19 protein-coding genes and 1 tRNA gene are annotated in these 18,921 nt (G+C 71.4%); 3 read left to right on the top strand and 17 right to left on the bottom strand.

Going from position 1 to position 18,921, the window contains the following annotated elements; all coding sequences use genetic code 11:
- Positions 1–15: 15 nt before the first annotated feature.
- On the bottom strand, positions 16–1,506 hold the full coding sequence (locus OG408_RS13225; RefSeq protein ID WP_326669990.1) for an MFS transporter: 1,491 nt from the start codon (positions 1,504–1,506) through the stop codon (positions 16–18).
- 372 nt (positions 1,507–1,878) lie between these two features.
- On the opposite strand from OG408_RS13225, the gene OG408_RS13230 reads away from it, so the two are divergent.
- A complete protein-coding gene (locus OG408_RS13230) occupies positions 1,879–2,694 on the top strand; it encodes a helix-turn-helix transcriptional regulator (RefSeq protein ID WP_442806026.1) in 816 nt (271 codons plus the stop codon).
- A gap of 3 nt (positions 2,695–2,697) precedes the next feature.
- Here OG408_RS13230 and OG408_RS13235 read toward each other — a convergent pair.
- The 7 genes from OG408_RS13235 to OG408_RS13265 all read right to left on the bottom strand — a co-directional run bounded on the left by OG408_RS13235 (position 2,698) and on the right by OG408_RS13265 (position 7,036).
- Positions 2,698–2,770 (bottom strand) — tRNA-Ala (locus OG408_RS13235).
- 128 nt (positions 2,771–2,898) lie between these two features.
- Complete coding sequence (locus OG408_RS13240) at positions 2,899–3,552, bottom strand: histidine phosphatase family protein (protein ID WP_266786145.1); 654 nt, start codon at positions 3,550–3,552, stop codon at positions 2,899–2,901.
- Positions 3,549–3,980, bottom strand: a complete 432-nt coding sequence (gene rsfS, locus OG408_RS13245) for a ribosome silencing factor (RefSeq protein WP_266778675.1) — start codon at positions 3,978–3,980, stop codon at positions 3,549–3,551. Before rsfS ends, OG408_RS13240 begins: the two co-directional genes overlap by 4 nt.
- Positions 3,981–4,183: 203 nt before the next feature.
- Positions 4,184–5,962: an LCP family protein gene (locus OG408_RS13250; protein ID WP_326669992.1), complete on the bottom strand. Its 1,779-nt coding sequence runs from the start codon at positions 5,960–5,962 to the stop codon at positions 4,184–4,186.
- Positions 5,963–5,981: 19 nt separating this feature from the next.
- Positions 5,982–6,599 (bottom strand): nicotinate-nucleotide adenylyltransferase, encoded by a 618-nt coding sequence (nadD, locus tag OG408_RS13255; RefSeq protein WP_266778679.1) that lies wholly within the window; start codon positions 6,597–6,599, stop codon positions 5,982–5,984.
- A gap of 38 nt (positions 6,600–6,637) precedes the next feature.
- Positions 6,638–6,799, bottom strand: coding sequence for a hypothetical protein (locus OG408_RS13260; RefSeq protein ID WP_266778681.1), 162 nt, complete (start codon positions 6,797–6,799; stop codon positions 6,638–6,640).
- Positions 6,800–6,883: 84 nt separating this feature from the next.
- Entirely contained in the window at positions 6,884–7,036 is a 153-nt protein-coding gene (locus tag OG408_RS13265) for a hypothetical protein (protein WP_266778683.1), read from the bottom strand.
- 110 nt (positions 7,037–7,146) lie between these two features.
- Between OG408_RS13265 and OG408_RS13270 the strand changes: the two genes are divergently transcribed.
- Positions 7,147–8,295, top strand: a complete 1,149-nt coding sequence (locus OG408_RS13270) for a M48 family metallopeptidase (RefSeq protein WP_266778685.1) — start codon at positions 7,147–7,149, stop codon at positions 8,293–8,295.
- On the opposite strand, the gene OG408_RS13275 is transcribed toward OG408_RS13270, so the two are convergent.
- From OG408_RS13275 to proB, 5 genes are all read right to left on the bottom strand, one after another.
- Entirely contained in the window at positions 8,219–9,346 is a 1,128-nt protein-coding gene (locus tag OG408_RS13275; RefSeq protein ID WP_285563591.1) for an SCO2583 family membrane protein, read from the bottom strand. The two genes, OG408_RS13270 and OG408_RS13275, sit on opposite strands and share 77 nt — an antisense overlap.
- A 328-nt stretch (positions 9,347–9,674) precedes the next feature.
- A complete protein-coding gene (locus tag OG408_RS13280) occupies positions 9,675–10,253 on the bottom strand; it encodes an SCO2584 family spore wall biosynthesis protein (RefSeq protein ID WP_266778689.1) in 579 nt (192 codons plus the stop codon).
- 65 nt (positions 10,254–10,318) lie between these two features.
- A complete protein-coding gene (locus OG408_RS13285) occupies positions 10,319–11,602 on the bottom strand; it encodes a glutamate-5-semialdehyde dehydrogenase (RefSeq protein ID WP_266778691.1) in 1,284 nt (427 codons plus the stop codon).
- 88 nt (positions 11,603–11,690) lie between these two features.
- Positions 11,691–12,191: a hypothetical protein gene (locus tag OG408_RS13290; protein ID WP_266778693.1), complete on the bottom strand. Its 501-nt coding sequence runs from the start codon at positions 12,189–12,191 to the stop codon at positions 11,691–11,693.
- A 143-nt stretch (positions 12,192–12,334) separates the two neighbouring features.
- Complete coding sequence (proB, locus tag OG408_RS13295; protein ID WP_405403249.1) at positions 12,335–13,468, bottom strand: glutamate 5-kinase; 1,134 nt, start codon at positions 13,466–13,468, stop codon at positions 12,335–12,337.
- Between the two features lie 194 nt (positions 13,469–13,662).
- Between proB and OG408_RS13300 the strand changes: the two genes are divergently transcribed.
- Complete coding sequence (locus OG408_RS13300; protein ID WP_326669998.1) at positions 13,663–14,316, top strand: dTDP-4-dehydrorhamnose 3,5-epimerase family protein; 654 nt, start codon at positions 13,663–13,665, stop codon at positions 14,314–14,316.
- On the opposite strand, the gene rfbD is transcribed toward OG408_RS13300, so the two are convergent.
- The 4 genes from rfbD to galE form a co-directional block, all read right to left on the bottom strand.
- Positions 14,297–15,178, bottom strand: a complete 882-nt coding sequence (gene rfbD / locus OG408_RS13305; protein ID WP_326674530.1) for a dTDP-4-dehydrorhamnose reductase — start codon at positions 15,176–15,178, stop codon at positions 14,297–14,299. The genes OG408_RS13300 and rfbD overlap by 20 nt on opposite strands.
- A 32-nt stretch (positions 15,179–15,210) precedes the next feature.
- Positions 15,211–16,197: a dTDP-glucose 4,6-dehydratase gene (gene rfbB, locus OG408_RS13310; protein ID WP_326670000.1), complete on the bottom strand. Its 987-nt coding sequence runs from the start codon at positions 16,195–16,197 to the stop codon at positions 15,211–15,213.
- Positions 16,194–17,264: a glucose-1-phosphate thymidylyltransferase gene (locus OG408_RS13315; protein WP_266778699.1), complete on the bottom strand. Its 1,071-nt coding sequence runs from the start codon at positions 17,262–17,264 to the stop codon at positions 16,194–16,196. The genes rfbB and OG408_RS13315 overlap by 4 nt, the downstream gene beginning before the upstream one ends.
- 572 nt (positions 17,265–17,836) lie before the next feature.
- Positions 17,837–18,808 carry a UDP-glucose 4-epimerase GalE gene (gene galE, locus OG408_RS13320; RefSeq protein ID WP_266778701.1) on the bottom strand — a complete coding sequence of 324 codons (972 nt, stop codon included), beginning with the start codon at positions 18,806–18,808 and terminating at the stop codon, positions 17,837–17,839.
- Positions 18,809–18,921: the final 113 nt, after the last annotated feature.

Here is an 18,921-nt window from a genome sequence, read left to right on the forward strand (position 1 = left end):
GACCCCGCAAGGGGGTCAGCCCACCGGAGATCCCACCCTCCGCCGACGCCTCACCAGACCCGCGAGCGCACCCATGACGGCGGCCGCCGACAGGGCGAGCGCACACACCCACAACGCCTCACCCGAACCCTGCGCCCCAGGCGTATCAAGGCGGTTGAGGTAGAGCGTGCCGAACGCCGCGACGCCGATCAGCTGGCCGAGCTGGGTGACGGTCACCAGCACACCGCTGGCGTCGGCGGCGTCCTGCGGCCGTACGTTCGCCAGCGCCCCCGTCAGGGTGGGGCTGAAGCCCAGCGCAAGCCCGCAGCCCATGGCGACGAACGCCGCGTAGAGCGCCGCCCCGCCGTCACCGCCGCTCCGCATGGCCAGGCCGACGCCCGCCGATCCGGCCGCCAGGAGGAGGAAGCCGAACGGGACCAGGACCCCCTGGAGCCGGGCCGGCCAGCGTCGCCAGGTCAGCCCCACCGCTCCGAAGACCAGGGCGGTCGGGACGAACATCAGTCCGGCGTGCAGCGGCGAGTACCCCAGACCGCCCTGGACGTGCAGCGCCATGGTGAACAGGAAGCCCGCGTTCACCGCCATCACCAGCAGGATGCGCAGAGCCGCCCGGGCGATGCCGGGGAGGCGGAGCACGCCGAGCGCGATCAGGGGTGCGCCGCCGCGCGCGGCCAGCCGTGTCTCGTACGCCGCGAACCCGGCGAGGAGCAGCACGGAGGCGAGCAGACAGATCCAGGTCCAGGCCGGCCAGCCCAGCTCCTGCCCGAGCACCAGCGGGACGGTCAGCAGGGTGACGCCCGTGGCGAGCATCAGCAGGCCGGCCACGTCGAGGCCCCGGGCGCGCGCTTCCCGCCGGGCCGCCCCGGTCCGCGGTTCGCGCGGCAGTACCCGGAAGCCGAGCACCAGCAGAACCACCCCGATCGGCACGTTGACGAGGAACGCCGGCCGCCAGCCCGCCCCGAACAGGTCGGCGCTGACGAGCACCCCGCCGACCACCTGCCCGGCCGCCGCCCCGACGGCCAGCACGGCGCTGTAGGCGCCGAGTGCCCGCATCCGCGCCGCACCGGTGAAGTTCTGCTGGATCAGGCTGAGCACCTGCGGGATCATCACCGCCGCGCCCACCCCCTGGATCACCCGGAAGGTGATCAACTGCCCGGTACCCGCCGCCAGTCCGCAGGCGAACGAGGCGGCGGTGAAGACGGCGAGCCCCGCCAGATAGGCGCGCCCGTGCCCGAACACGCCGCCGAGCCGGGCGCCGGTGATCAGCAACACCGCGTACGCGATGGTGTAGCCGGCCACGATGAGCTGCAACTGGGCGCCTGAGGCGCCCAGTTCGGCACGGATCGTCGGGGCGGCGACATTGACGATGAAGAGGTCGAGCAGCGCCATGAACTGGGCGGCCAGCACGAGCGCGAGGAGCCGTCCGGGACGGCTGTCGGTGGCGAGGTCTTTACTGGTGAGGTCTTTACTGGAGGAGGAACGGGGAGTTGTCCCGGAGGTCGTGGCCATGTCCTCAAGGCTGTTCGCAGCCGCATACGGGTAACGAGAGCCCGTTGATGCTGGTACTGGCAGCACCTGGCAACACCGCGGAGTAGCGCCGACGATGGGGGTGTGACGACGGTGACGACACAGCAGCGGAGATCTCAGGAACGACAGGAACAGCAGGAGCGGCAGGAGCGGCAGGAAGCGCAGGGGCGGTCCGCGCGGAAGGCACCGCAGACACCGCAGGCACCGCAGGCACCGCAAACGCTTCAGGCGCCTCAGGCACCTCAGGCGCCCCGGACGCCGCAGGCGCGCGGCGGTTCTCAGCACGGCCGGCGGCCGGAGCTCGCCGCGTTTCTGCGCAGCCGGCGGGCACGGGTGACGCCCGCCGATGTGGGCATGGCACCCGGCTTCCGGCGGCGCACGCCCGGACTCCGCCGCGAGGAGGTCGCCCAGCTCTCCGGGGTGGGCGTCACCTGGTACACGTGGCTGGAGCAGGGCCGCCCGATCAACGCCTCCCCGCAGGTCCTGGACGCGGTGGCCCGGACGCTCAGGCTGGACCCGCCGGAGCGCGAGCACCTCTACCACCTGGCCGAGGTGGCGTACATCCCGGGCAGACAGTCCGACACGGTCGAGGTCGGCGAGGAGGTCCGGGGCATCCTCGACGCGCTCGACCCGCGCCCGGCGGTCGTCTACAACGCGCGCTACGACCTGCTGGCGGCCAACCCCGCCTACCTCGACCTCTTCGGTGTGCCCGCGATGGCGGCGACCGGGGTGCGGAACGTGCTGTGGGCGCTGTTCACGGTGTCCGACGAGGACTGCCCGGTCGTCCACCGCTCCCAGGAGCTGCCCGTCATGGTGGCGACGCTGCGCAGCGGCTACGGCCGGCATGCGGGCGAGCCCGCCTGGGAGAGGTACATCGAGGAACTGTCGGCGGCCAGCCCCTATTTCGCCCGGCTGTGGCGCAGCGGGGACGTCACGCCGCCGGGGCCGCGGGTGAAGACGTTCCGGCACTGGGCGGCGTCATCCGAGATCCGGATGACCTCGGTCTCGCTGTCCGTCAACGGGCTGCCGGAGTGCCGGATCGTGGTGTACACGTCTGCCGACGAGGAGAGCGAGCAGCAGCTGACCGCGTTGCGCACCCGCCGGAGGGGACCCGGTGCCGCACCGGGAACAAGCAAGGATCCCGCCCCCAGCTCGGGGACGGGATCCTGATTGTGGAGCTAAGGAGAATTGAACTCCTGACCTCCTGCATGCCATGCAGGCGCTCTACCAACTGAGCTATAGCCCCGCTGTCCGCTGTGTTTCCCTGCGTTTCCGCGCTGCGAACAAGAAGAACTTTAGCCTGTGACCAGCCGGAAAGTGAAATCCGGCCGACGCCGCCCGAGGACGCCCCGCGGGCGCCGCACCGGCACCCGGTCAGGCGTCGTCGCCGAGCACCGGTTCGGGCAGGGTGCCGGCGTTGTGCTCCAGCAGCCGCCAGCCGCGGGCGCCCTCGCCCAGCACCGACCAGCAGCAGTTGGTGAGCCCGCCGAGCCCTTCCCAGTGGTGCGCTTCCAGGCCCAGCAGCCGTCCGATGGTGGTCCGGATGGTGCCGCCGTGGCTGACGACGACGAGCGTGCCGTCGTCGGGCAGCTTGTCGGCGTGCGCGAGCACGACCGGGGCGGCCCGGTCGGCGACCTCGGTCTCCAGCTCGCCGCCGCCGCGCCGCACGGGCTCGCCGCGCTTCCACGCCGCGTACTGCTCGCCGTACAGCCCCACGATCTCCTCGTGGGTGAGCCCCTGCCAGGCCCCGGCATAGGTCTCGCGCAGTCCCGGGTCGTGCGCGATGCCGAGTCCGGTGATCGCGGCGAGCTCGGCAGCCGTGGCCGCGGCCCGCCGCAGATCGGATGCGACGATCGCGTCCGGCTTCAGGGAGGCGAGCAGCCGGGCGGCCCGGCGGGCCTGCCCGACGCCTTCCTCGGTGAGGTCGATGTCCGTGGAGCCCTGGAACCGGCGCTCCAGGTTCCACGCCGTCTGGCCGTGTCGCCAGAGGACGATCCTGCGGCCCCTGCCGCTTCCGCTGCCGTTCAGCTCTGCTCACCTTCCGTGCCGCCGGTGAGCTGTGCGTGCTCCTCGGCCTTGCCGCGGGTCTTCACGGCGTCCTCGGGAAGGGCGATCTCGGGGCAGTCCTTCCACAGGCGCTCGAGCGCGTAGAAGACGCGCTCCTCGCTGTGCTGGACGTGGATGACGATGTCGACGTAGTCGAGGAGGATCCAGCGCGCGTCGCGGTCGCCCTCACGGCGGACCGGCTTGGCGCCGAGCTCCTTCTGGAGCTTCTCCTCGATCTCGTCGACGATCGACTTGACCTGGCGGTCGTTGGGCGCCGAGGCCAGCAGGAAGGCGTCCGTGATCGACAGCACGTCGCTGACGTCGTACGCGATGATGTCGTGCGCGAGCCGGTCTGCGGCCGCCTGAGCGGCGGCGTTGATGAGCTCGATGGAGCGGTCCGTGGCGGTCACATGCAGGCTTTCGTCGGCGGTCAGATCAACCTCTAGGGTCTCACGGACCGCCGACAGCCCACGCAGTCATACGGCACGGACCGTCCTGGAGCCGCCGGACGTGGCCGGAAGGCGGCCCCGGAACCCTCCCGGAGCCGCCTCCGAGCCGTGTCCGGCCCGTGCCTGAGCTGCCTGTGCGCCGCCCCCGGACGGGACGGACCGCCCTACTCGGTCTTGTAGTCCTGGCCGATCACGACGGACACGTCCGCGTTCCCGGCCGGCGTGCCCTTCTTCACCGCGCTCGTCGGCAGGCCCAGGGTCTTCGCGACCTCGGTCGCCTTCTGCCGGTCCGCCGTGTCCTTGTAGAGGACCTGGGAGGAGGCCACCACGTCGGACTTCCCGCTGTTGACGAAGGTGTAGCCGCCGTTGACCAGCTGGACCCGGGCGGACTCGGTGCCGCTGTCCTTGCCCGTGCCGTTCTTGACGCCCACCCGAACCGCCGCGTCCGCCGCCGGAGCCTTGACGGTGCCGCCGAGGATGTCCTTGACGACGCTTTCCGTGGCCGCGTCGGTGAGGGTGCCGTCGTCCTGGACCGGCAGCAGCGCCGTCTTGTAGTCGCCGATCTTGGCGTGCTCGGCGAGCTTGGCCAGGGAGGCGCCGAGGTCCTTCTCGGGCAGCGACGGGTCGAGGATCTGGGCCAGCGTCTGGATGGTGACCGTGGCGGCCTTCGGGTCGTCCGAGATCTTCCGCAGCACTCCGCGCATGACCTGTCCGAACCGCATGAGCTGCTTGGCCTCGGCCTCACCGGGACCGCGGTAGGTGGCGTAGGCGACGGCCATCGGGCCGCTCAGCGTCTGCGCGGCACCCTTCTTCACCAGGGGCGCGGCACCCTTCTTGCTGTCGGGGACCGCGGTGTCGGTGTCGACCTCGATGTTGCCGACGAGGTCGACGAGGTTCTCCAGGTACGGGGTGTCGAGCCGCCAGGTGCCGCTGATCTCGGTGCCGAGCAGGGTGTCGATGGACTCACGGGTCCCGGAGGTTCCGTCGTCGTCGACCGACTTGCCGAGCGTGGTGGTGGAACCGTCCTCGTCGGAGACGGCCAGCGAGTTCGGGAGGAGGACCGTGGTGCCCTGCTTGGTGGTGACGTTGTCCACGAGCAGCGCCGTGGACGTGCCGCCGCCCTTGGTGTTGTGGAGGTGCACCACGATGACGTCCCGGCGCTGCGGGCCGGTCGCCGCGGTGTTCTCCTTCTCCGACGCGGAGAAGCCCGGGAGCTTGTCCGCGGACCACAGATAGCCGACGCCGCCGACCACGACGAGGGCGGCCACGACGATCAGCGCGACCATCCGGTTGTGACCGCGGCGGCGCGCCTCCTCACGGCGCTCGCTGCGGCTCTCGGTGAACTTCAGCCAGTCGATGACGTCTTCGGAGTCCTCGTCGGGCTCCTCGATGAAGGAGAACTGCTCGGTCCGGTAGTCGCGGTCACCGCGACGCGGTCCGGGGACGCCCGCCTCCGGCTCGGCGTCGGGCCGGGGACCGGGTTCCTGCGTCGGCGCGGGGGCCGCGGCGGCGGGCGGCGGGGCCTGCTGCGGGATGCTCCACTGCTGCGTGGTGTCGACCGCGGCGGGCTGCTGGCCGGTGTCGTACCCGTAGCCGTCGTAGCCGTATCCCTGCTGCGGCGCCTGGTGCTGCTGATGCTGTGGGGGCTGTTGCTGCTGGGGGGCGTACGGGTCGTACTGCTGCGGCGGCGCGACAGGCTGCTGATGCTGCTGTGGCTGCTGCTGTGCGTACGGGTCGTAGCCGTACCCCTGGCCTCCCTGCGGCGCCTGCTGCTGCGGGGGCTGCTGAGGCTGCTGGGCCTGGTGCGGCGGCTGGGTCTGCTGCGCGTACGGGTCGTACTGCTGCTGCCCGGGCTGCTGGTACACCGGCTGCCCGTACTCGTCGTAGCCGACGATCTGCGGCTGCTGGTAGTACGGGTCGTACGGATTCTGTCGGTCGTTCACCGGTGCCCCTCTCCGTGGCTCATTCGCCGCGGTACAGCTGGCGCTTGTCGATGTAGCGGACGACACCGTCCGGCACCAGGTACCAGACCGGGTCTCCCTGGGCGACCCGCACACGGCAGTCCGTGGAGGAGATCGCCAGTGCGGGGACCTCCACGAGGGAGACGCCGCCCTCCGGCAGCCCGTCGTCCGTGAGCACGTGCCCCGGCCGCGTCACACCGATGAAGTGGGACAACGAGAAGAGTTCGTCGGCATCCCGCCAGGTGAGGATCTGGGAGAGCGCGTCGGCGCCCGTGATGAAGAAGAGGTCCGCGTTGTCGTGGAGCGCGCGCAGGTCCCGCAGGGTGTCGATCGTGTACGTGGGGCCCTTGCGGTCGATGTCGCTCCGGCTGACCGAGAACTGCGGGTTGGACGCCGTCGCGATGACCGTCATCAGATAACGGTCCTCCGCCGGGGAGACCTGCTTGTGGCTCTTCTGCCACGGCTGCCCGGTCGGAACGAAGATCACCTCGTCGAGGTGGAACTGGGCGGCCACTTCACTGGCCGCCACCAGGTGTCCATGATGAATCGGGTCAAACGTCCCGCCCATCACGCCGAGTCGGCGTTTTCCGCGGCCGGTAGGCACTTCCTGCTCTCCCATGCGTGCAGAGCCTACTGGCACAGCTGTACGCCTCGGCCTCAGCGGTCGCGGTTGAAGCGCGTGGTGATCCACAGAAGGAGGAGAAGCGCGACAAACGCACCGCCACCGGTGAGGTAGGGGCTGAGACTTTCGTGGTTGCCGCCGTGCTCGCCCTCGGCGGCGACGGTGACCAGCTGGTGTGCGGTGCTCGTGAGGCTCATCTTCGGCAGGACCTATCGATCGGGAGTCGGAGGGAAGACGTCGCGGACATCGTATGCGGGTGCCCCGGGCACGCTCACGCCGACTCAGTCGTTGTTGTCGTCGTTGCGGTATCCGCGGAGCAGGAACCAGGCCAGCAGAGCGGCTCCGACGAGCGAGACGATCAGCACGATGCGGATCGTGTTGCCCGGCCCCTGGTCCTCGGATGCGGCGGCGATCAGAGCAACGGTGTGCGGCATGTCGGGCGTCTCCTCAGTTATCCACAGCCCCCCGCACACCGTAGCCCCAGCACCTACGCTGGGATTTGTCAGGGGGCGAGCGACGTCTCGTACGAACAGGGGGCCCATCCATGACCGACGGCAGCCACGAGAGCCATGAGCACGTGCCGAGCAGGCAGCGCAGGCGTTTCCCGGGAATCTCGTCCCGGGCGTACGAACACCCGGCGGACCGCTCGGCGCTGGTGGCGCTGCGCAAGCTGAGCGGTTTCGACACGGTCTTCAAGGCCCTGAGCGGACTGCTGCCGGAGCGCAGTCTGCGACTGCTCTTCCTGTCGGACTCCGTCCGGGTGAGTGACGCCCAGTTCGCCCACCTCAACGACATGCTGCGGGACGCCTGTTACATCCTGGACCTGGAGAAGGTCCCGCCGATGTACGTCAACCAGGACCCGCAGCCCAACGCGATGTGCATCGGTCTCGACGAGCCGATCATCGTGGTGACGACAGGCCTGGTGGAGCTGCTCGACGAGGAGGAGATGCGGGCGGTCGTCGGTCACGAGGTGGGGCACGCCCTCTCCGGTCACGCCGTGTACCGCACGATCCTGCTCTTCCTCACCAATCTCGCCCTCAAGGTGGCCTGGATCCCGCTCGGCAATGTCGCGATCATGGCGATCGTCACGGCGCTGCGCGAGTGGTTCCGCAAGTCGGAGCTGTCGGCGGACCGGGCCGGGCTGCTGGTCGGCCAGGATCTGCAGGCCTCCATGCGCGGACTGATGAAGATCGCCGGAGGCAACCACCTCCACGAGATGAACGTGGACGCGTTCCTCGCCCAGGCCGACGAGTACGAGAAGGCCGGCGACCTGCGCGATTCCGTCCTCAAGATCCTCAACGTGCTCCCCCGTTCGCACCCGTTCACCACGGTGCGCGCGGCCGAGCTGAAGAAGTGGTCCGAGACCCGCGACTACCAGCGGATCATGGACGGCCACTACCCGCGGCGTGACGAGGACAAGGACACCTCGGTGACGGACGCCTTCAAGGAGTCCGCCTCGCACTACGCCGATTCGGTGCGCAGCAGCAAGGACCCGCTGATGAAGCTGGTCGGCGACATAGCGGGCGGCGCGGGCGATCTGGGCGGCAAGCTCCGTGACAAGTTCACCGGAGCGGGCGGCAGCGGCGGGAAGGGCGCCGGGACGGCCCAGGACGGTCCTACGGACGGCTCGCAGCAGTCCCCGGGTCCTGAGGACCCTGAGGGACCGGCTGCGCCCGGGACGGCAGGGAGCTGACCTTCAGCGTTCCGCACAGCGCCGCGGTGGGCCGGCCCGTCGCGTACGGGTCGGTGCCCGCCGGGCCGCGCGAGACGGCCCGGTGGCCCGCGAGCAGCGGACGCAGGGCGCCGGTGGTGTCGGCCGAGCAGGACTGCGGACCGGCCTGGACGTAGCTGGTCCGCACCTCCAGCCGGTGCAGCCGCAGGTCGTCCCGGTCGAACCGGAAGCGCATCTCCCGCCGGACGGTGAACAGCGAGGCTCCGCCCGCCTGCTGGGGACCGGAGACGGCCGGGCGGAGCACATAGGTGAAGGTGTGGTCCGAGAGCACCTCCAGGGCGTCGGGCCCCTCCTCGGAGTACGTCAGGGCGCCCCGGACCCGGATCTCCGGGTCGGGGGTGACCTCGGCCGGGTCGAAGCGCACCAGCCAGCCGGTCGCCGCGTGCAGTCCGTCGTCGTACGGCTCGTTCATGCTCCGCTCGAACTGGTCCATCTGGTCCGGGTCGAGCAGTGACTCCACCGGGCGCAGCGCGTTCCCGCCGAGGACGTCGAGGTCGAGCGAGGAGGCCACCAGGTAGTCCTTGGCGGTGGCCAGGGCGGCGTACACCTGGCTGTCGGAGAAGTTGTCCGTCCGCCGGGTCACCGGGAGGCTGATGCCCGCGGCGCCCTTCGGGTACGGGGCGGCGGGGCTGCTCGCAAAGAGTGCGGCCGTGGTGCCCGCGGGCACGGCTCCGCGCGGCGCCAGCGGGACGACGGTCATCCGCAGCGGCTCGGCCCGCCTGGCGGCAGGGCTCTGGTAGGGGTGCCGGAAGCCCATGAAGACGGCGGTGCCGAAGGCCAGGGCGATCAGCACGGCGAGGACGAGGGCGGCCCGTGAGCCGTTGCGGACGGTGCGGCCGGGCAGGCTGCGGACGGCACGGGCGTGCTCCCCCATGCGCTCCTGGGCGGAGAACTCCTGCAGCCGGGCGGCCCGGACGAAGGACTCGTCGAAGACGAGGGACCGGTACTCGTCCTCGCTGCCGCTCGCGCTGTTCTCCGACGGGCCTTCGGGTGGATCTCCGCGATCTGCCATGACTTCTCCCGACTGAGAAGCCCCCTCTACGAGCGGGTGAGGGGTCATATCTTCAGAGTAGGTCGATTACGACCCGTGTAAACGCGGTCACGGGCGGGAACTGGCGCGGAGTTCCCCGGCCGGGCGGATGCGCACCGGGGAAACGGCGGTGCCCGAAGCGGAGAGGGCGGGCGGACACACCGGTACGGCGGGGTCGGCCGTTGGAGGGAGCGCGGCGGGTGCGGCGGTGAGTGCGGCCATGATCGGCGAGGCGCCCCGAAGCACTCCGGAACTCCGAAGACGCGGAACCTCCGAAGACCCCGAAGTCCCGCGGAACCCTCGGCGAGCGTCAGGGGGTGCGGGGCACCGCGGAAACCAGCGGGCGGGAGTAGCCCTCCGCGGCGGACGGGGCCGCGGTGGGGCCCGGTGCGCTGTCCACGCCGCTCGTGGCCGGGGGCGGGACCTGGTCCTGCCGGTCGCCCGAGCTGTTGCGGAAGACGGCGCTGAAGGCCAGCGCGACCATGCCGACCCCCATCAGCACGGCGAGCAGCCAGGCCACCGGCCGGTGCCAGCGGGCGGCACCCCGGTAGGGGCGCAGGGAGCCGCCGTGGCGCCCGTAGGGACCGCTGCCGTAGGTGTCGTCGTCATCCGCGTCGAGCGGGTCGCCGTAGCCGCCCGCGCGTCCGTAGCCGTCGTCGTAGGGGTCGTCGTCCAGCGGGCCGCCGGCCCGGGCCCGGAAGGCGTCGGCCTCGGCGCGCGCCTCGGCGGCCGCCAACAACCGCTCGACGGCGGTGGGTTCATGGAACTCGGCGGCCCGTACGAAGTCCTCGTCGAACACCACGGAGGCGAAGTCCTCGTCCGCGCCCCCGCGGTCGTCGTCGGGCTCCCAGCCGTTCGGGAACGGCCTGCCCCCCACGTCGTCCGGCACGGCTTCAGCCTAGACCCGCCGGATGGTTTTGGGCAGGGAGACGGAACATTCGCCGCATCCCGAGGTCACCTCACATGGCCGTCGCCGGTCACGATGTACTTCGTGGACGTCAGCTCCGGAAGCCCCATGGGGCCCCTGGCGTGCAGCTTCTGCGTGGAGATGCCGATCTCCGCGCCGAAGCCGAACTGGCTGCCGTCCGTGAAGCGCGTCGAGGCGTTCACAGCGACCGTCGTCGAGTCCACCAACTGGGTGAAACGGCGTGCCGCGGCCTGCGAGGTGGTCACGATCGCCTCGGTGTGGCCGGACGACCAGAGCCGGATGTGCGCCACGGCGGCGTCCAGCGAGTCCACGACGGCGGCGGCGATGTCGTACGAGAGGTACTCGGTCTCCCAGTCGTCCGGCGTCGCCGCCACCAGGGTGGCCTTGGACCCCTCGGCGTACTCCAGGACCCGCTCGTCGCCGTGCACGGTGACGCCCGCGTCGGCGAGGGCGTCCAGGGCCCGCGGCAGGAACGCGTCGGCGATGTCCTGGTGGACCAGGAGGGTCTCCGCGGAGTTGCAGACACTCGGGCGCTGCGCCTTGGAGTTGACCAGGATGGCGACCGCCATGTCGAGGTCGGTCTGCGCGTCCACGTACACATGGCAGTTGCCGGTGCCCGTCTCGATCACGGGGACGGTGGACTCCTCGACGACGGTGCGGATCAGCGAGGCGCCGCCGCGCGGGATGAGCACGTCGACCAGGCCGCGGGCGCGCATGAGCTCGCGTACGGAGTCACGGTTGTCGCCGGGCACCAGCTGCACCGCGTCGGCCGGCAGGCCGGAGCCGCCGACCGCGTCGCGCAGGACCCGGACCAGCGCGGCGTTCGACGAGCGGGCGGAGGACGAGCCGCGCAGCAGCACCGCGTTGCCCGACTTCAGGCAGAGCGCCGCCGCGTCCACCGTCACATTGGGCCGGGCCTCGTAGATGATCCCGACCACGCCGAGCGGCACCCGGACCTGGCGCAGGTCGATGCCGTTGGGCAGCGTCGAGCCGCGGACCACCTCGCCGACGGGGTCGGGCAGTGCCGCCACGTCCCGTACGTCGGCGGCGATGGCCCGGATCCGCTCCGGGGTGAGGGTCAGCCGGTCGACGACCGACTCGCTCGTCCCGGCCTCGCGGGCCCGCGCCACGTCCTCTGCGTTGGCCGCGAGGATGTCATTCGTCCGCACTTCGAGCGCGTCCGCGATCGCCAGCAGCGCGTCGTCCTTCGCCGCGCGCGGAAGTGGCGCGATGTCGGCGGCGGCGGAGCGGGCCCGGTAGGCGGCCTGGGCGACCGGGGACATGTTGTCGTACGGCGAAAGCGTGGTCATGCCCGCAGAGTAGTGCGCACACTGCGGGCATCCGTCACGTATCCCGTGATGCGAGACAGCCGTCCGGGGACGGCTGCCGGGTGCCGGTTCAGTACGGGTGCACCCCGACGGGGGCCGCCGGGGGCGGCCCGTATCCCTCGGCGACGCGCTGGTGGTACGTCTCGCGGTCGATGACCTCCAGGCCGACGATCTCCCAGGGCGGCAGCCCCGCGCTGGAGCGGTGTTCGCCCCACAGCCGCAGGGCCACGGCCGCCGCGTCGTGCAGGTCGCGGGCCTCTTCCCAGTAGCGGATCTCCGCGTGGTCGTTGGCGTAGCGGCTGGTCAGCAGGAAGGGGTGGTCGTGCGCGAGCTGTTCCAGACCGCGTCTGACCTCCTTCAGCGGGATCTCGGCACCGGAGACACAGAGAGTGATGTGCCACAGCTTCGACTGGGTGCGGTCCTGGCCCGCCGTCGTCGGCTCCGGTCCGGTGGTCCGCTCGTCCCTCCGGTCCGCGGGCCTGCTTCCGTCGAAGCCTGGCCCTGCTCCGACGCTGGTCAGGGCGCGACCACCCGTTCCTCGGGGCGGCGCCCCCGGGCGCGCTCGTCTCACCGGCGGCCTCCTGTGAATGTGTTGCTGTGCTGTACCCCGCTGTGTCCCTGCTACAAAGTGGACCAGTCCGCGGCCCGGCATGGGGCGGTTTTCGTGAAGGTCTCTGCCCGAAGGCTGGACTTTCAGCCGTTTCAGGGGGTGTGTCAGGTGCCGAGGACGACGAGATCGTCCCTGTGTACGACCTCGCGCTCGTAGGCGGGACCGAGTTCGCGGGCCAGGTCGCGGGTGGAACGGCCGAGGAGCTGCGGGATCTCCTTGGCGTCGAAGTTGACGAGCCCGCGGGCGACCGGCCGGCCCCGCAGATCGCGCAGTTCCACCGGGTCGCCGGCGGTGAACTCGCCCTCGACCGAGGCGATCCCGGCCGGCAGCAGCGAACTGTGCCGTTCCACGACGGCCTGCACGGCCCCGTCGTCCAGGGTGAGCGAGCCCTGCGGGGTGGAGGCGTGGGCGAGCCACAGCAGCCGGTCCGCCGAGCGGCGGCCGGTGCGGTGGAAGTAGGTGCCCGTGTCGCGGCCCGCCAGCGCGTCGGCCGCGTGGCTGGCCGAGGTCAGGACGACCGGGACACCGGCGGCGGTGGCGATCCGGGCGGCCTCGACCTTGGTGACCATCCCGCCGGTCCCGACGCCCGCCTTGCCGGCGCTGCCGATGCTGACCCCGGCCAGGTCGGCGGGGCCGGTGACCTCGGTGATGCGGGTGGTGCCGGGGATGCTCGGATCGCCGTCGTACAGGCCGTCCACGTCCGAGAGGAGGATCAGCAGGTCGGCGCGGACCAGGTGGGCGACGAGCGCGGCGAGCCGGTCGTTGTCGCCGAAGCGGATCTCGTCGGTGGCAACGGTGTCGTTCTCGTTGACGATGGGCAGCGCGCCCATGTCCAGGAGCTGGTCCAGGGTGCGGTAGGCGTTGCGGTAGTGGGCTCGGCGGCTGGTGTCGTTGCTGGTGAGCAGGACCTGGCCGACGCGGACGCCGTAGCGGGCGAACGAGGCGGTGTAGCGGGCGACGAGCAGCCCCTGGCCGACGCTGGCGGCAGCCTGCTGCCTGGCCAGGTCCTTGGGCCTGCGGTGCAGTCCGAGCGGGGCGAGTCCGGCCGCGATGGCGCCGCTGGAAACGAGGACGACCTCGCGGTCGCCGCCGCTGCGGACCTTGGCGAGGACGTCGACGAGTGCGTCGACCCGGTCGGCGTCGAGGCCTCCCGCGGCGGTGGTGAGGGAGGAGGAACCGACCTTGACCACGATCCTGCGGGCCTCCGTGACGCCCTGCCTTGCCCCTGACACGCGCATCCCCCGTGGTTCGCCTCGCTGGACTCCGCAATCTACGCGAGCGCGGAATCCGGCGCCTTCGCGTTCCGCACCGTGGACCCGGTTTCGTCCGCATCCGTCCCGTTCCGTATCCGTTCCGTACCGCGGCTCGTTGCAGGAGACGTCGGCTCCACTGCCGGAGAACCCGGCGAATCCCAGGAACAGGACGTGATCGCATGCGCCAGCTCTCCATCCCCGGGGCCTGGGTGCACGAGCCCGAGGTCATCCCCGACAGCCGCGGCAGCTTCCACGAGTGGTTCAGGGCCGCCGACCTCGGCGAGGCCGCGGGGCACGCGCTGGGGCTCGCGCAGGCCAACTTCTCCGTCTCGCGCCGGGGCACGCTGCGCGGCATCCACTTCGCCGACGTGCCGCCGGGGCAGGCGAAGTACGTGAAGTGCGTGCGCGGCGCGGTGCTCGACGTGATCGTGGACGTCCGGGCCGGCTCGCCCGCCTACGGGCGGTGGGAGGGTGTCCGGCTCGACGACACCGATCACCGTGCGGTGTACCTCGCCGAGGGGCTCGGCCACGCCTTCATGGCGCTGACGGACGACGCGAGCGTCGTCTATCTGTGCTCCGAGGGCTACGCGCCGGGCCGCGAGCACGGCATCGATCCGCTCGACCCGGAGCTGGGCATCGCCTGGCCGGCGGACATCGTGCCGCTGCTGTCGGGGAAGGACGCCGGGGCGCCCTCGCTGGCCGAGGCGGAGAACCAGGGGCTGCTTCCCTCGTACGGGGAGTGCGAGGCGTACTACGCGCGGCTGCGGACGGCCGCCTCGCCCCTGGCCGGGGTGCGGGCCGGCGGGCCCGCGCTCAGTCCGGCCGGCCGCTGACCAGGGCGTTCTCCGAGGGGCGTTCCGCGGCGAGCAGCGCCGGGAACGCCTCCTCCAGTGCCGTGCGCCAGTCCCGGACGGGTTCGATCCCGGCCGCCGCGAACCGCTCGTGCGCGAGCACGCTGTACGCGGGCCGGGGGGCCGGGCGGGGGTAGGCGCCGCTGGTGGTGGGCCGGACGCGGGCCGGGTCGGCGCCCAGCAGCCGGAAGACCTCCCGGGCGAGGCCGTACCAGGTCGTCTCGCCGCCGCTGGTGCCGTGGTAGACGCCCGCCGGGGCGGTGCCCGCCAGTGCGGCCCGTCCGAGCCGGACCAGCCGGTCGGCCAGATCGACGGTCCAGGTGGGCTGCCCGCGCTGGTCGTCCACCACGTCGAGGGTGTCCTTGACGCCCTCCAGCCTGATCATCGTACGGACGAAGCTGGCGCCGCCCGCGCCGTAGAGCCAGGCGGTGCGCACGACGTAGCCGGTGTCGGGCAGGGTCTCCAGCACGGCGCGTTCGCCGGCCAGTTTGGTGCGGCCGTAGGCGGTGCGCGGGGCGGTGGGGGCGTCCTCGGCGTACGGCCGGGTGCCGTCCCCGGCGAAGACGTAGTCGGTGGAGACGTGGATCAGGACGGCGCCGTGCTCGCGGCAGGCCTCGGCGAGGACCGCGGGTCCGGTGCCGTTGACCCGCAGGGCGGCGTCCTCCCGGCTCTCGGCGTCGTCGACGGCGGTCCAGGCCGCGCAGTTGACGACAACCGCGGGCCGGTGGGCGGCGAACGCCTCGCGGACGCGGGCCGGGTCGGCGATGTCCAGGGCGGTGCGGTCCGCGGCGACGGCGATGACGTCCTCGTGGGCGAGGGCGGCCAGCAGGTCCTGTCCGAGCATTCCGCCGGCCCCGGTGACCAGCCAGACGGGGTTCACAGGGCGGCCCTCTCCTTGAGCGGCTCCCACCAGGAGCGGTTCTCCCGGTACCACCGCACGGTCTCGGCGAGTCCGGTGCGGAAGTCCTTGCGGGGTTCGTAGCCGAGCTCCTCGCGGATCCGGGTGCAGTCGACGGAGTAGCGCCGGTCGTGGCCCTTGCGGTCCTCGACGTGGGTGACGTCCGTGTCCCAGTCCGCGCCGCAGGCCTCCAGCAGCAGTCCGGTGAGCTCCTTGTTGGAGAGCTCGGTGCCGCCGCCGATGTTGTAGACCCGGCCGGCGCGGCCCTTGGTGCGGACGAGCTCGATGCCCTGGACGTGGTCGTCGATGTGCAGCCAGTCGCGGACATGGGCGCCGTCCCCGTACAGCGGGACCGGCCGGCCGTCGAGCAGGTTGGTGACGAAGAGCGGGATGACCTTCTCCGGGAAGTGGTGGTGCCCGTAGTTGTTGGAGCAGCGGGTCACCCGCACGTCGAGTCCGTGGGTGCGGTGGTACGAGAGGGCGATCAGGTCGCTGGAGGCCTTGGACGCGGAGTACGGGGAGTTGGGCGCGAGCGGCTCGCTCTCGGTCCAGGACCCCTCGTCGATGGATCCGTAGACCTCGTCGGTGGAGACGTGCACGAAGGTGGTGACACCGGCCCGGTGCGCGGCGTCGACGAGGGTGTGGGTGCCGACGACGTTGGTACGGACGAACTCGGCGCCGCCGTCGATGGAACGGTCCACATGCGATTCGGCGGCGAAGTGCACCACCTGGTCGTGCCCGGCCATGAGGCTGCCGACCAGTTCCGCGTCGCAGATGTCGCCCTGGACGAACGAGAAGCCGGGGTGGCCGCGGACCTCGTCGAGGTTGGCCGGGTTGCCCGCGTAGGTGAGCCGGTCGAGCACGGTGACGGCGAGGTCGCCGGGGCCGTCCGGGCCCAGCAGTGTGCGGACGTAGTGCGAGCCGATGAAGCCGGCGCCGCCGGTCACCAGGAGACGGTTCGTCATGAGGAGATCTGCACCTTGCTGTGGTCACCGAGGACGAGTCGGTGGGCGGACGGGCTCCGGGGCGCGGGCGTCACCTCGACGTCGCGGCCGATGAGGGAGGCCTCGACGCGGCGGACGCCGTCGATCGAGGCACCGCGCAGCACGATCGAGTACTCGATCTCACTGTCCTCGATCCGGCAGTCCTGGGCGACCGAGGTGAACGGCCCGACGTAGGCGTCGCCGATCACCGAACGGGCGCCGATGATGGCGGGGCCCACGATCCGGCTGCGGGTGACGCGGGCGCCGGGCTCGATCAGCACCCGGCCGATGATCTCGCTCTCGTCGTCGACGTGGGCGCCGCGGGTGCAGGGTTCGACGGTCTCCAGCACGGTCCGGTTGACCTCCAGCATGTCGGTGACGTTGCCGGTGTCCTTCCAGTACCCGCGGATCGTGGTGGAGCGGACGTCGCGCTCCTGGTCGATCAGCCACTGGATGGCATGGGTGATCTCCAGCTCGCCGCGCCAGGACGGCCGGATGGAGCGGACGGCCTCGTGGATGGCCCGGGTGAAGAGGTAGACGCCGACGAGCGCCAGATCGCTCTTGGGCTCCTTGGGCTTCTCCTCCAGGGCCACCACCCTGCCGTCCCCGTCGAGTTCGGCGACGCCGAAGGCGGTCGGGTCGGGCACCTGGGTCAGCAGGATCTGCGCGTCGGGGCGGTCCGCGCAGAACCCCTCGACCAGGTCGGCGATCCCGCCGACGACGAAGTTGTCGCCGAGGTACATGACGAAGTCGTCGTCGCCGAGGAACCGCTGGGCGATCAGGACCGCGTGGGCGAGGCCGAGCGGCTCGGACTGCGGGATGTAGGTGACGTCGATGCCGAACCGGGAGCCGTCGCCGACCGCCGCGCGGATCTCCTCCTGGGTGTCGCCCACGATGATGCCCACCTCGGTGATACCGGCTTCCGCGATGGCTTCCAGCCCGTAGAACAGCACCGGTTTGTTCGCCACCGGGACCAGCTGCTTGGCCGAGGTATGCGTAATGGGACGAAGCCGGGTGCCTGCCCCGCCGGAAAGTACGAGAGCCTTCACAGTTTCTGCCCCACGATGAGTCGGCGGTCCTGTCGCGGCTGCGACCTACCGGGGACCTTACTGAGATTCGGTGTCCCGTCCATGGTGAAACAGCCCCGCCGACCGGTTGCCGACTCGTCCGGAGGAAAAGCGGCCGTTCCCCGTAACCGATCGGGATTCGTTATCCCGCGGGGAATTCGCTATCGAGTTCGACATCAGATGATCGACATCGGGTCCGGTACGGATTTCGGGCCGCGATCGGCCGCCGTGCGACCGGCCGCTCACTTCCGGTGACCCGCCTTCCGTGCCGCAGCGGGTGAATTCACCGGCACGGGCGCGGATCCCCGATTCTCACGCCCGGCTTTCACTCCCCCGGCCGCGCCTGCCGCTCCCGGGCCCGCCGGCGAGCACGGGGCCCTGCCGCCGGCGACGGCCGGCCGGTGCCCGTACGACGCCGTGGACACCGGAATGGCCGATGCGGGCCTGCGGCGCGGCCGCGCCCCGCGTTCCGCGCGGGTGCGGAACGCGGGGCGCATGCGGGTCCAGGAGCCCCTGGGCGTGGGATCCGGCGCCGGGAAGGCGCCGGACGCGTCCTACGGGTGGCGCAGGCGCCAGCCCTGCCAGGCGGACTCGATCATCTCGTCGATGCCGTACCGGGCCGACCAGTCCAGCTCCGCGCGGATCCGGTCCGCGCCGGCGACGACGCGGGCCGGGTCGCCCGGGCGGCGGGCGGTGACCTCGGGGGCGATGTCCCCGTGGTCCGTCGTCTTGAGGATCCGGTCGACCATCTCGCGCACCGAGCTGCCCTCGCCGCGGCCGATGTTCAGCGTGAGGTCGGTGCCGGGCTCGGCCGCCTCCAGGCGGCGGGCGGCGGCGAGGTGGGCGGAGGCGATGTCCTCCACATGGATGTAGTCGCGCACGCAGGTGCCGTCGGGGGTCGCGTAGTCGTCGCCGAAGATCCGCGGGCCCTCACCGGCCTCCAGGCGCTCGAAGACCATCGGGATGAGGTTGAACACCCCGGCGTCGGCCAGCTCGGGCGAGGCCGCACCGGCGACGTTGAAGTAGCGGAGCGAGGCGCAGCGCAGTCCGTGGGCCCGGGCGGCGGCGTGGATCAGCCATTCGCCGACGAGCTTGGTCTCCCCGTACGGGCTCATCGGCGCGCAGGGGGTGTCCTCGGTGACGAGGTCCACATCGGGCATGCCGTAGACGGCGGCCGACGAGGAGAACACCAGCCGGTCGATGCCCGCCCCCACCATGCTCTCCAGCAGCACCTCCAGACCGGTCACGTTCTCCCGGTAGTAGTAGAGGGGGCGCTCCACGGACTCGCCGACCTGCTTCTTGCCTGCGACATGCACCACACCTGTCACGGTGTGGTCACGGATCGCCGCGTCCAGGGCCTCCCGGTCCAGCACGCTCCCGGTGACCAGGGGCACCCCTTCGGGCACGTTCCCGGCGTTCCCCGTGGACAGGTCGTCGTACACGACGACCTGCAGACCGCCCGCGAGCATCGCCCGCACGACGTGCGCACCTATGTATCCGGCCCCGCCCGTAACCATCCAGGTCATTCTGTGCGTCTCTCCCTCTGCGCGTGGTCCTGCCGAGTGGCCCACTCTACGTGTGCGGAAAATCGAATCAGACAAAGAGGTATCAACAGTATTATCGTGCGACATGCAGGCTT

The sequence above is a fragment of the Streptomyces sp. NBC_01257 genome (assembly GCF_035917255.1).
In the GTDB taxonomy this organism is placed as follows: Bacteria; Actinomycetota; Actinomycetes; order Streptomycetales; family Streptomycetaceae; genus Streptomyces.